The organism is Motilimonas eburnea (assembly GCF_021295345.1).
Taxonomy (GTDB): domain Bacteria; phylum Pseudomonadota; class Gammaproteobacteria; order Enterobacterales; family CBDFNC01; genus Motilimonas; species Motilimonas eburnea.
In genome coordinates this window covers 18410-33886 of sequence record NZ_JAIMJB010000016.1, presented here as the reverse complement: position 1 = coordinate 33886, position 15477 = coordinate 18410, and the positions used below count along the sequence as shown (strand labels likewise).

Annotated in this window: 1 protein-coding gene (running past one end of the window); it reads left to right on the top strand. The window is 48.1% G+C overall.

Translation table 11 applies throughout. From position 1 onward, the window contains the following. A protein-coding gene (locus K6Y21_RS15305) for an Ig-like domain-containing protein (RefSeq protein WP_233072749.1) crosses the window boundary here: on the top strand, window positions 1-15477 show its final stretch. The gene continues 29610 nt to the left of window position 1, outside the view; only the last 15477 of its 45087 coding nucleotides appear in the window; its start codon lies beyond the left edge, outside the window; its stop codon occupies window positions 15475-15477.

The window sequence follows — 15477 nt, the reverse complement described above, 5'->3', positions numbered from 1 at the left end:
CCATGGCAGGTGACATTATCTGGTTTTGCCAATATTGATGACACTGCGGGTGATCTCGGCGTACGTTTAGTTCAGCTCAGTGGTAATAATGAGCTGGTGCTGGTTGATCGTGTACTTGATAGCAGCACCAATGAGTTAGTGGTTAAGCGCCAGCTTGGCTTTACTGAGTTAGCAAACAACCAGATCAAATTACGTTTGCAAGTGACAGATACCTTAGGCCAAACGGCACTGAGTCAGGTTCATGTTATCCCTGTGGCTACTCAGCCGTCGAAGATAGCGTTTAACTCTGCTGTTGGCACAGATAACCCAACGGATGTGGGCGTCGACTTACAACCTAGATTTACGGTTCAGGTAACAGATTACCAAGGTGTGCCAGTGCCCGCGCAGCAGATCCAGTGGTCGATGCGTCATATTAAATCGGGCAACACTTGGCCACTGCAGCAAAGTGTGACAAGCAGTGATGGTACCAGCTCGGTACAACTTAATAGCTCATTACCTATGGATAGCTATGAAGTTCGCGCCGAGTTAGTTGAGTTCCCTGAAGTATTACGCGCGGTGCACGAGATCCGCATCGTGACAGGGGCACTCGCTTACTTGGAGATCCAACCCATTGCCGATACGACCGCTGGCAGTGAATTCAATATTAGAGTGACAGGTTATGACTCACTCGGTAACAAAGTTAGCCATGACAGCAGTAGTGAATTTAGCGTCACGCCTGTGTCTGAGCAGGTGCGCTTTGTTGATTCGGCGAACGTGACACTGGTTCAGTTTGAGTTAGACGGCCAACGTGTTGAACGGGCAAGGGTGACCTTAGAGCAAGGCGAAGCCCTGCTTAAGGTGAAAACGCCGCAGCAAGTGGGCAACTATAAACTCAACTTGGCCGCCAATGGTAATGTGCAAATGCGCTACATTGCCGCTATCGGTGCTCAGGCTCAGCCTGTTTCGCATCTATTGGTGAAAGTCGTTGCCGATATGCCGGCTAAATTAGCCCTGTTTAACCAAGCGGGTGAAATGGCAACCCCAGAAATGATAAATAATGCGGGTAACAAGCAGCCATATTTGATGTCCGCCCAACTACTGGATAGGTTTGGTAACTTAGTTAATCGCTTTACCCAAATCAATGGCGCCACCTTAACGGTGACTGGGCTAGCGCGTTTCAGCAACGGTGAAAGCCAAATTGCGCTGAACTTTAATCAAGGTATTGCGCAAACCAGCCTAGCGAATGCCGCGTTAGAAACGGTCACCGTGAGCGTGGCGGGTCTACATAGTGATATTGCTGCGATTGATGCCACGGCGCAATTGCGCATTGCCTTTGCCCAGCAGGGGCCTGTGATCAAGCGAACCTGGAGTGAAGCCGGAGTTAACTCGCTGGTGGAGACGCTATTGTTTGAGTATGACGAGGCGGTTGAACTAGCAGGCTCGGGTGAGCTCATTGTTATTACCGATAAGGGACGCCGTCTACAAGGTACGGCAAGCTTGCAAGGCAATGTGATTAAGTTTGTACCAGAAGGTCGCTTAGGGATTAATCATTGCTATCAATATGCAACAGCGAACTCACCTTTGGTAGGCTCGGCGCGTAAAGATAAAGTGGAAGCCGAATTGCAGCCAGTGTGTACTTCACACTTGTTGATCAATGCGACCAAGGATATCGACGTATTGTCTGCTGATAGAGTGCAGCTACCGCTCATTAAAGAGCCGGCTAAGCTTAATATCGACAATGCCCAAGTGTGGCTGGATGACACGGCGCAAGCCATTACTCTGCGCTCATGTAACGCTTGGGGCTCTTGTAGCAGCTCTAATGCGCGTTGGATCCAACTACCTGATTATGCAAGCCAAGCCAACTTTAATGATAACCATGCTGTCGCAGTGCGGTTAACAGGCGAGCTTGAAGGTAAAGCATTAAGGGTGGCCAATAGCACGCGTTTACGTGTGTTTAATCCAGACGCAGACTTTGACCAAGATGGTTTACCGAATGGCTTCGAATTCGCGCAAGGACAATTTTCTCATCGTGAACCTGACTCTGACGGTAACGGCATTAACGACGGTGATGAGGATAATGACCAAGACGGCATCAGTAATGCTCAAGAGTTAGCACTAGGCACCACTTGGAATGATAATGACAGCGATAATGACCTGATCCCAGATGGTGTAGAGCTTGCCTTGGGATCGGATCCGCTGGTGGCTGATGCGACAGAAGACAGTGATGGCAATGGCATAAACAACTTTGCCGAATATGTGCTGAGCCAGCCAAATTATGATCAGTTAAAAGATACCGATAACGACGGCATGCCCGATGTTTGGGAGGTCAATGCCGGCCTTAATCCTCTACAAAATGATGCTAATGAAGATCCTGATGGTGATGGCTTTAGCAACCTTGAGGAGTTTTATGGCTCAACCTCGCCACAAGATGCGACGCAGCAACCACAGCGTACTCTAGTTCACTTTGAAGAAGGTAAGTTGGCACCGTTCCATTGGCAGCGTTGGGGTTACAGCCAAGATCTATGGCGTATTAGCTCGGAACTGGCGGCCAGTAGCAGTCAGTTTGCGTTGCGCGCCCAAACCAATGGTTACAGTGGTGATGCGACATTGCAAACCACCTTTAATAGTTCGGGCGGGGTATTGAGCTTTAAGTATGCCCATCAGTCTAGCTACAACTATTGGGATGACTTTGTTTTATACATTAATGGTCAGGAAAAGTGGCGTTATAACCCTAGGTATGACAGTCAAAACACCTTCCGCGAATACAAGATAGCCTTGCCTGCAGGGAAAACCACGGTGCAATGGCGATACTTCCGTGATGAGAATGGCATTGGTAACTTCTATCTTGACGATATCTCGATCCCTGCGGTGGCCGATAGCGACGAAGATGGCATCAATGACGGTTGGGAGTACCAGTACTTCACCGATCTTGAGGGGCAAATATTGACAACTCAGGACAGTGACCAAGATGGGTTGTCGGATTTTGCTGAGGCCCAAGCGGGTACCAATCCAAACGAAGCGGATACCGATGGTGACCTGATCCCTGACGTCTATGAAGTCGCCAATTTGATGGATCCGACCGATAAAGCCGATCGCAGCTTAGATGCAAACAGCAATAATATCAGTGACTTTGTTGATTACATCCTTGCCACACCTGAGTACCCTGTTGATCGTGATACAGACAACGACGGCCTCACTGACGTTTGGGAAGCGCAAAATCAAAACAACCCTGATTTAGCCAGTGACAAATTTGCTGATCATGACGGTGATGGTTTCGGTGCATATGAAGAGTTTATTGCGCAAACGGATCCAAGTTTGGCGACGGACATGCCACAAGGTGAGCGAGTTGACTTTGAACAAGGTGATATGTTGCCGCTGTTCTGGTTACAAAACTACAGCCAGCCTTGGTTAGTTCAGCAACAGGATGTTATCAATGGCACGTCTTCGCTGCGCTCTGAAACCATTACATCGGGTAGCCGCGAAATTAAAACCTTCGTTAACAGTGATGGCGGCTATGTGGCCTTTACAACGAAATCGACTTGTTATTACAACTACAGCGCAAGGATTAGGTTGTATGTTAATGGCGAGAGTAAGATTAATCATGACTGTAATGGCACTAAGCGCCATACGGTCTTGCTTCCTAAAGGTCGCCACGAGCTTAAATGGGCTCTGGAAGTAACCAATAGTTACAGCACTAAGTACCTTGTATTAGATGATGTGTTTATCTCAACTCAGGCCGACTCAGATCAAGATGGTCTACGTGATTCGTGGGAGCTCGCGTACTTTAAAGCCTTGGGCGCGGACATTTCGGCTGATAAGGATCTTGATCAGGACGGTTTATCGGATTACCAAGAGGGCCAGTTAGGCTCATCGCCAAGACACTCTGATACTGACTTAGACGGGTTACCTGATGCATGGGAATTCCAACATGGCAGTAATCCTATTTTGGCTGACTTGGCAGTGGACAGTGATGGTGATGGTTTAAGTAACCTTATCAACTATATCGCCACGGCGTCTGACTATGATCCAACCAAAGACTCGGATAATGACGGTCTACCGGATGTATGGGAGGTCTCTCATGGCAGCGACCCATTAACCGCGGACGAGCGTGCTGATGCCGATGGTGATGGGATTGCCAACAAGGTGGAATACATCACCGAAGTGGCTAATTATCCGGCGGATGCGGATTATGATAATGATGGCATGCCGGATGCGTGGGAAGTTCAACACGGTGCAGATCCACTCACGTCGGACGCAAATGTGGATAGCGACGGTAACGGTGTGGTTAACTTGATCGAATATATTCAAGGGACACCAGACTATCCGGCGGACAAAGACACTGATGGCGACCGAATTCCAGATGTATGGGAAGTGGCTCAGTCTCTCGATCCGTTAAACAGCTCAGATGCATGGCAAGACAGTGATGGTGATGGTTTTGTTGCCTTAGAGGAATACATAGCGGGTTCAGACTTACATAATCCTGTGTCTATCCCTGCGGGAGATATGTTGACCTTTGATAATCAAGATACCTCAGGCTACTTCTTTAGTCATGATTACGCCAAACCGTGGACCTTGGTTGCTGATAAAGGTATGGATAACTCAGGTGCTTACCAGTCGATGGCGGTTAGCCAATACGAGCATCGCAATAGCATGACACTGCGCCTGCAAAGCAATGGGGGTCTACTCAGCTTTAACCAAAGAGCGATCTGTTCATATGGCTGGGTGACGTTCTACATTAATGAACAGCAGCAATACAGAGAATATTGTACGGGCTGGAATAAGAAGGTCTTCAAGTTAGAGCCGGGCGAAAATCAGCTTCGCTGGTTTGTAGAGCACAGATATGACGGCAGCCCTTACACCTATATTCTGGATAATCTATTTATCTCGGGTACGGCTGATAGCGATAATGATGGCATTGCCGATGGTTGGGAGTGGCAGCATTTTAATCAGCTCGAGACAGAGATCAGCGAAGCCAGAGATTTAGACGAAGATGGCTTAAGTGATCTGCAAGAAGCTCAGTTGTGGCTCAACCCGCTATCGTCCGATACCGATGGTGATGGCATGGCTGATGGTTGGGAAATCCAAAACAACCTTGATGCCAAACTACAAAGTGATGGCTTAACCGACAATGATGCTGATAGCTACTTTGCCTTAGAAGAGTTTATCGCTCAGACCAACCCTGATGCCGCAACCAGTCAGCCAAGCGGCAACAAGCTGGGCTTTGAGAGTGGCAAGCTAGATCGCTGGTATTGGCAAAACTCAACGGCTACGCCATGGCAAGTGACTTCAAATCGAGTGACAGAAGGCAGCTTTGCGTTGCAGTCGGCTAATGTCAATTCAAATCAACGCAGCCGAGATATCTCTTTGCCAATCGTCAGTGTTGGTGGCCTATTTAGCTTTAGGTTCAATTGTAATCAAGCCGATGCCCTCGCAGCAGAAGTGCTGGTTGATGGTGAGAGTAAAACTCAGGTGCAGTGTCGCAACAATGCCTTAGTGGCGCTGGATCTTGAGCCTGGTCGTCAGCTGATAACCGTCCGAGTTCATTACAACTACCGCTATTGGTCTAATAGTAACTATATGATTCATCTTGATAAAATCGTGATTCCGGGGCAGCCGGACTCAGATCAAGATGGTCTGCGCGATGGTTGGGAATTTACCTACTACGATCGCCTTGATGCCACCATTCCTCGTTTCTTAGACAGCGATAGTGATGGCTTAACCGATCGTGAAGAAGCGCAAGCGGGTACCAACCCATTTGCCGTCGATACCGACCTTGATGCCATGCCGGATGCGTGGGAAGTGGCATTTGGTAGCAATCCTGTTGTTGTGGATGATAGACAAGATCACGACGGCAATGGTGTTATCAACCTCGTCGAATGTATCAATCAAAACTGTGGCTATCCGATGGATCGCGACACCGACGGTGACCGTATTCCAGATGCTTGGGAAGTGCTTAATGGCTCAGATCCAACGGTGAGCGATGCACAATCGGATGCCGATGGTGACGGTGTCACTAACTTTAATGAGTATGTCCTTTCTCAAGCGGGCTACCCGTTAGATAAAGACGCGGATAACGACGGAATCAGCGACGTTTGGGAAGTCCAAAATGGCACCAACCCATTACAGGCTGATAGTGGCAACGACAATGACAACGATGGCTTTACTAACCTAGAAGAATCCATTGCGTCAACGCATCCGTTTGATGATCAATCTTACCCAATCGGCATCACTGAAACGTTTGAGCCGGGTGTTGCACCAAGCTTCTTATGGGCAAAATCCAGTCATACTGCTTGGAATAAGGTAAAAGGTTATGCCTATCAGGGAGAAGGTGCCTACTTATCTGAATACCGTTCAGGTTACTTCACCATTTCCTTTAAAACCCAGCTACAGCTAGAGTCAGGCTTGTTAAGTTTACGTTTCTCGTGTCATAACAGAAACTATTTCACCCTTAACATCTACCAAGATGATGAGTTACTAGCCTCTAAACCTTGTAGCTACAGCTATCAACTGTTGACAGCAAGGACTGAAGCTAAGTTTAGTGAGCTTCGAATTGAAGCCGTTAAACATAGCTGGAGCGCAAGTCGAATCAGTATTGATAACTTGTTTGTCTCGGGTCAGCCTGATTCGGATCAAGATGGCTTGATTGATGCTTGGGAAATGAAATATTTCGCTGGCCTTAATGCCAATATTGATAACCTCAGTGATCTCGATAGCGATGGTTTAGGAGACTACGAAGAAGGCTTGGCACTCACTGATCCAAATAATAGCGATACAGACCAAGATAAAATGCTAGACGGTTGGGAAGTGAGCTACGGCAGCGATCCGCTTATTAACGATGCGAAGGCGGATCTTGATGGTGATGGCCAAATTAATTTCTCGGCTTATATTCTGGCGACGCCAAATTATGATCCCGAGTTAGATAGTGATAACGACCGTCTTCCTGATGTATGGGAAGCGCAGCATGGCTCAAATCCGTTGGTCAATGATGCCAAGTTAGACTTTGACGGTAATGGCCGCACTAACTTTGCTGATTATATTCTGCAATTGCCAGATTATGATGCTGACAGAGACACCGATGGCGATGGCATGACCGATTTATGGGAGGCCTTGCGCGGCAATGATCCTTTGTCTAACTCACGCCGTGATGATGTAGACCAAAACGGCATAGATGATTTTGTCGATTTCATCCATCAAACGCCAAACTATGACGTAACCAAAGATGTTGATGGTGATGGCATGGTGGACGTGTGGGAAGCCGCTCATGGCAGCGATCCATTAAGTAATGATGTGTCAGCAGACAGTGACGGCGACGGCATCAGCAACTATGCCGAGTACGTACTGGCGCAAACGGATTATGATCCTACGCGCGACAGCGATGGTGACGGCATTGCTGATATCTGGGAAGCGCAGCAGGGTTACGATCCACGCGACCCAGCAGATGCCGTGCTCGATCGTGATGGTGATGGGGCAACAACGTTTGAAGAATATACCTTCAATACAGATGTGGCTGACGCTGCAAGTGTGCCAACCGGACTGTACCTTGATTTCAACGCTGGCCAGTTTACGCCATTGATTTGGCAGCAAGGCGGTGAGCAACCTTGGCATGCCGATGAGCAACAAGGCTTGCTTGCAAGCTCATCTATGCGTGCAGGCACCATCACTCATAATCAGAAATCTGTCGTGAGCACGCGTTTCTACAGCTTAGGCGGCACCATGACCATGGCCTTTGCGTTGAGCTCAGAAGCCAACTTTGACTACTTCAATGTCTATATCAACGATGAGCTGATGGGCAGTTGGAGTGGCTCGTTAAGCTTCCGTCAAATCGCTTGGACCTTAGCGGAAGGGGACACCCAATTACGCTTTGAGTACGTGAAAGATGGCAGTGTTAACTCTGGCTCAGACACGGCTTGGATCGATCAGTTGCGTTTACCAACTCAGTTGGATACCGATGGCGATGGCCTCATCGATAGTTGGGAGCTGACTTATTTCAATACCCTGAATGCAGTGGTCTCTGATCAAGCTGACTTAGATATGGATGGGTTGTCAGATGTTATCGAAGCGCAGCATGGCTTAGATCCAAACAGTGATGACACGGATCTTGATGGCATGACGGATGGATTTGAATTGCAGCATGGCACCGATCCATTAATTCCTGATGCTGATGGCGATGTCGACCAAGATGGTGTCAATAACTTCAGTGAATACTTAGCGCAGGCAACGAATTATCCAGCTGATCGCGATTTCGATGAAGATGGCATGCCAGATCTTTATGAAATGGCGCAGGGCTTGAATCCACTGGTTAACGATGCTTTGTTAGACCTTGATGATAACGGCCTAAACAACTTTTCAGAATACGTCTTGTCGGTACCCGATTACCCTGTTGATAAAGATACAGATGGTGACGGTATGCCGGATGTCTATGAGGTTGCGGTTGGGTTGAACCCACTTGAAAACGATGCGGCAGGGGACATTGATGATGATGCCATCAATAACTTTGCTGAATACATCTTGTTTACCCCTGATTATCCGCAGGAGCGTGATAGCGATAATGATGGCATGCCTGATGTGTATGAAGTTCAAGCCGGTCTTGATCCACTTGTTCATGACAGTCGATCTGACATCGATCTGGATGGGAAAACCAACTTCAGTGAGTACATCTTATCGCGTCAGGATTACGACCCGACGTTGGACTCAGACGGCGATTTAATTCCGGATGTCTTTGAAGCGAATTACGGCAGTGATCCCCTCAGATACGACAACTCTGATCGTATACCTGGGGCGACAATGGATAACTTTGTTGCCTATGTATTGGCGACCCCAGACTACGATCCACAACGTGACTCAGATGGCGATATATTGCCTGACTTATGGGAAATCGCGCGAGATTGTGATCCGCTTGATAGCTATACCCCTAATGGGGGCTGTAATGGCATCAGCGATCCGCTTAAAGTCTATATTCTAGCCACACCAAGCTATAGCACGACACGAGACTTTGATGGCGACTACATGACCGACGTGTGGGAAGCGAACCAAGGTTTGAGAGTAAATTATGACGATCGCAATGGGGATATTGATGGCGATGGGCTACAGAACTTAGCTGAATATATCTTAGTGACACCGGGCTATCCAACGCAACGCGATATGGATAATGACGGCATGACAGATGTGGCTGAAGTGCAGTACGGTACCAAGCCGGCAACCCGTGATGCCATTGATGATTATGATGGTGATGGCTATCGCAACCGCTTTGAAGTGTTAGCGGGTAGCTTTGCTAATGATAAAGACAGTGTGCCTGTTGGGATCATGCAAGACTTTGAGCAACAAGGTTTGGCTCATTTTGCTTGGTTTACGTCGCAGCCAATGCGCTTTAGTCGCCAGCAAACGAATGACAGTGTATCGGGTGTCCATGCGCTGGAATCGGAGCAACTAAGACACATTGCGCAAGTGGTGTGGTTTGAAACCGAAGTCAATGTCACCACTGACAATGCGGTAGTGGCCTTTAATCGCCATGCAAGTTGTGACTCGGGTAACTTTACGTTCACGATTAACGGTGTTAACAAGCGAACTGGCTGTAATAGCAATGAACAATTTGAGGTCTTTACGTTAGCGCAAGGGCGCAATAAGTTACGCTGGGCGGTATCGCGTGGCTCTTCATCTTATGATTATATTGAGCGTATTGATGATCTGTTTATTGCTGCGACCCCAGATTCCGATGGAAATGGTTTTATCGACGGCTGGGAGTATCGCTACTTTGATGCTTTGGGCATCGTCGCCGCCAATGAAGATTCGGATAATGATGGCCTCAACAACGAACAGGAGCATGAGCTAGGCACCAACCCATTAAGTGCTGATACCGATGGCGATGGCATGCCTGATCTTTGGGAAATTAACAATGGCGCTAACGCGATGTTAGCCGATGGCTTAATGGATCCGGATCAAGATGGTCAAACTTATTACCAAGCTTGTATTGCAGAGCAATGTTACATCGACTCAGCGTTAGACACCGATGGTGACAAGATCAGTGATATTCAAGAGATCATCTTTGGTCTCGATGCAAGCTTAAGTAATGCTGGCTTAGACAGTGATGGTGACGGATACCTAGATATCATTGAAATCTACGCCAACACGTCCCCACTGGATACGGCCAGCGTACCGCAACAAACTCTGATCGACTTTAACGATGGGACGTCTCAAGGCTTTAGCTTTATCAGTGAAGGCCAAGGGTTGGCGACCATTGCCAGTGAAAATACCGTTGACGGCTCTTTTGCGTTAAAACCAGGCTTTATGTCGGGCTATGAGTCTGAGCAGCAAACAAGTCTATATATCGACAGTAAGGGCGGTTATGTGGGCTTTGACCTAAGGGCAGAGTCAGTGAATAACTACTACCTCTACATTGAGTTCTTGATTGATGATCAACCCGTAGAAAATGGGGTTTGGCAACGAGGCAACTTTAATGAGCAAGTGACCTTCCCGATATCGCCAGGGCGTCATAAGCTAACCTGGAAGTTCCGTTATTCATACCATGGTTTACCTATGACCGAGCTGCAACAGCTTGGTGGACCAAGCGTGGCTGTTGATAATATTTCACTTCCTGCCAGTGCAGATGAAGACGGAGACGGTGTTAGCGATAGCTGGGAATATGCCTTCTTTGATCATCTTGCGGGTGCGGTGAACGGTTATACCGACAGCGATAATGACGGCCTAAGTAACTTGGCCGAGTACCAAGCGCTGACAAACCCACTTAATCCAGATACGGATAGCGATGGGGTCAATGATGGCTTGGAGGTCGCAGAGGGGCTAGAGCCAAGGTTAGCGCTCGAGCGGTTAACGGATAAAGACAATGATGGCTTTAGTGATAAAGCCGAATTGGCGCTTGGCAGTGATACCCAAGATGCGACGTCGATTCCTGAGCTTGCTGGTACCTTGCTGAGATTTGAGCAAGGGGAACTCGATACCTTCTATTGGTACCATTACGGTGATTCATCCTCTGCGCCTATCATGGAAACCGAGTTAGGACAGGGTGGACTTGCCTTGAGTTCATTCCAACCACGCACTTTCTATACCGAATTTTATAGTAATGGTGGTGACCTAAGATTTAAGCTCGGGTTCCAAGGGAAAAAATCGGGTGAGATCGTTAATAGTGAATTTTGCGATAACATGGCTCAAGTTCGTATGCTCGTTAATGGAGTTCGAACGGAGTTTATGTGTAATAACTCGCGAAATAGTTTAGGCCAATATGCGCGTGAACCTGTTATTTCACTACCTGAAGGGAAGGTGAGGCTAGAAATATCACTCTTTAGCTATGACTACTATCAGTTTAGGGCCGTGATTGATGACTTATTCATTCCGGCCATCCCCGATCATGACCATGACGGCATTCTCGATGGTTGGGAATACCGTTACTTCAACGATCTTGAGTCAGAAATTTCTGAGCTGAATGACCAAGATGAAGATGGGCTATCTGATTATCTTGAAGCGCAATTAGGCTCTAACCCATTTATGATTGATAGCGATGGTGATGGCTTAAGGGATCAATGGGAATATCAGCATCAACGTGATCTGCAAAGCCGTGATGCCGATTTAGACCTTGATGGCAATGGTTATGCTGACATCTTTGATTGCTACAACGATGCTCAATGTGCGTTAACCGGAGATGCGGATAGCGACGGTATACCTTCGGTTTGGGAGCTCGATTATGGGCTTGATCCATTGGTATCAGATGCGTACCAAGATGCCGACAATGATGGCTACCAGAATCGTGCAGAATATGAGGCAGGCAGTGACCCGCTGGATCCAAGCTCAACGCCTGAGGTGGTAAACGATCGTATTTCCTTTGAGCAAACTCAGCCGCTGAATTGGCAACTGACGCATAATGCGGTATCCCATCGCGTGGCTGAAAACCCGCAATCAGGGCAATACAGTAATCGTATTTACTTACCTAATGCTGACGCTAGGCCGACGGCTAAGGTGAGATTCTATGCTGATAAAGGCCGGGTAGAAGTGCCGATAAAAATGCGCTGTAAATACACCAGCTCACGCTATAACGACGGTTATGTAACCGTAAAAGTAGATGGATCTGGCAGTTCTTATCGCTGTGCTTATTACTCAGGATCTGGCTATCGAAGCTACAGTCGCTCCGTGGACACTGGTTGGCATGAACTTGAAGTAGGCATGACTCCTTTATATGGCTCTGGTAACTCGGCGCAAGTTTGGCTAGATAATCTGTTACTCCCTTCATTTATTGATGAGGATAATGATGGCGTGGCAGATAGCTGGGAGCAGCAATACTTCCAAACATTAGATCATGACTTAAGCGTGGATACAGATGCTGACGGTTTAACGGATCGAATGGAATGGCAGCATGCAACCGACCCGACGGAAATCGACAGTGACCGTGATGGCCTACTTGATGGATGGGAGATTGAGGCTGGCTTACAACCGCTGGAGGCCGATGCTGATCGCCTCCTTGATAGCAGTGGCCAAAGTGCGCTTGCTACGTGTGTGGCGGATCTCACTTGTGAGCTAGCTTTGCACCTTGATACCGATAGCGATGGTATTCCTGATGCCATAGAGCGGGATTGGGGTTATGACTATCAAAACGCTAACCTTGAAGACACCGACGGTGATGCCTTTAGTGATGCCAAAGAATATTTGGCAAAAACCGACAGACAAAACCCGAATGATGTGCCCCAAGTCAATGTGATTGATTTTGAGCAAGGCGATTTCGGTGCGTTGTATATAGGTCGGGAAGTCACCCATACTAGTTTGGACAAGTTTCAGGTTGTGCCTGAGAGTGCGATTGGTGGTCAATACCACTTAAAAGTTTCTCAACCGGGATCTGGCTGGCTAAGAACATACTGGCACTTTGAACAAGCAGGCTTTGTTAGCTTTGATTATTTAGTTGAATCAGCATCAGTCGAGGCCAGTTTCACTTTAAGGGTGGAGCTTAACAATAAGACGGTACGCGTGATGACATTCGACGAGCTTGAAGGGCTATCGGCGCAATCGGTCATGATCCCTGTAGAGGCAGGTAAAAACCGCATTGAACTAAACTGGAGCGCGCCTAGCGATGCCAATCTGTACCTAGATAACATAGTGACCACAGGTGAAATTGACAGTGATAACGATGGTTTAAGTGATAGCTGGGAATACGCCATGAGGGGGGACTTGTCTCTGTTGGCTGAGGACGACCTTGATAATGACGGTTTGACTAACTTACAGGAAAGCCAAAATCGTACTCATTACGCTAAGGCCGATACTGACGGTGACGGCTTAACCGATGATTGGGAAATCAAAGTAGGGCTTGATCCAACGATGAACTCACAGTCTGAACAAATCGATGGGGTAAACAGCTTTGAGGCGTGTGCCACTGATATGACATGTCAGTACCCGATGGATCGTGACTTGGACAGCGATGATTTGCCTGATGTCTGGGAAATGCAGCATGGCAGTGATTACCAAGTGAAGGATGCCGATACCTATATTACGGGCTCGGAGTTAACCTATATGGCGCATTTCTTTGCCAATCGCGATGCAAATGTGACGCCATTAGCTAATGTGATGCGAGAAGACTTTGAATCGGACAGCCAGCTGGAATGGAACCTCAGTGGTTGGAGTCATGCGTCATTCAATGAGGCGTTTGATGGCCTGAGCCTTGTCGCTACCCGAAACAGTAATTCTGATAATGCGTTTGCTGAAACTTGGATCCATTCATTGGGTGGTTACGTCAGATTTAATCTTTACTGTGTTGACCGACACTTTTATGTGAAAGTGATGGTTAATGACCAAGATGTGACCAGTACATCCTGTTACGCTAATGATCTGACGCCGGTGTATTTCTACCTAGCTGAAGGGGCGGCCAATATTAAGTTGATAGCCAACTTCCACGATACTTGGAGTAATTCGAAAGGCACGATTGCGCTCGACGAGCTGGTTCTTCCAACCACAGCAGACAGCGACGCCGACGGCTTATTAGACAGCGCTGAGATCCGCTACTTTGGTCACTTAGACCAAACTGCAGATCAAGACACCGACGGTGATGGGTTAACTAACTTGCAAGAGCTGCAATGGCTAACCAACCCAGCTAAGTCAGACAGTGACAACGATGGCATGGATGATAATTGGGAAATCGCTAATGGCGCGAATCCGATGATGGCGGATGCGAATCGCGATCATGATAATGATGGCTTCACCCATTTTGCGTCTTATGTGTTAACCAGTCCAAGTTACCCGCAAGATAAAGACACGGATGGCGATGGCTGGACAGATCTATTTGAGGTTGCCAACGGCTTAAATCCGAAATTAGATGACACCTTGCTGGATCTTGATGGTGATGGTTTCAGTAACAAGCTGGAGTTTGTGATGTTGACCGATTGGCGCTCTGATAGCTCTTATCCTGATGCGACTATTGTCGATTTCCAAGCGGGTACACTCACACCTTTCTATTGGCACCAAGCCGGTGAAGCGAAAGTTAGCGTGCAATCTCGACCGTTTGTTGCCCAGCAGCTTGTATTAGCGCCAGCCCGTGAGGCTGGCTCAAGTACCGCTTCGGTGCGCTTCATCGCCGCGGCCGATGACATCGCGAGTTTTGAATACGGCACTGGCTGTGATGATGAAAGCGATCGCTTAGTGGTCACCGTCAACGGCATGGAAGTGCTAAACGCTTGGTGTGGTAAGGCACAAGGCGAGCTCTTGACCTTCGCAACCCAAGCGGGTGAAAACCATATTGTTTGGCACTTTAGCCATCCAAATCAGCGTGTCAGTCAACTGTGGGTCGACAAGGTCACGTTACCCGCGGTACCTGATAGCGATAGCGATGAGTTAGTCGATGGTTGGGAGCTTGAATACTTTACCAACCTCACGCCAGCCCCATTGGATGATCCTGACGGCGATGGCTTAACGAATGCACAAGAGTTTGTGTATTTGAGCTCGCCACTGCTTAAAGACACCGATGGCGATAAATTACCTGATGGCTGGGAGGTCGCTTATGGCACCTTGTTGCACCAAGCCGACAACCAAGCGGATACGGATCAGGACGGCTTTAGTCATTATCAAGAGTGGTTGGTTCAAACGGTGCCAAATGATTCAGCCAGCGCGCCGCTGGGGCAATGGTTTGATTTTGAAGCGGGTGACAGTCAAGGCTTCAATCAAGCGGGGGGGACGTTAACGAACCTGCAAGTGATGCCTAATGCGAACTTACAGGGCAGCTATGCCGCAGTGAGCACGCCATTGTCCACTGGGCAAATGGCAAGTTTAACTGTGCCGGTGACTGAGCAAGGCGTGTCGCTATTGAGCGTCAGTTACCAGCTACAAGGTAGTGAGGCGGCCAGCTTATGTGTTTGGTTAGATAACCAGCAAGGGCCTTGTATGTCAGGTAATCAAGATGGCGTGTTAGATCTTAAGCTCACCGATGTGCAATTGGTGCGGTTGGAGTTTATCGCGGCGGCGAATGATGATGCCATCGTGCTCGACTCGCTCTTTGTGGCGAATGGGTCATAG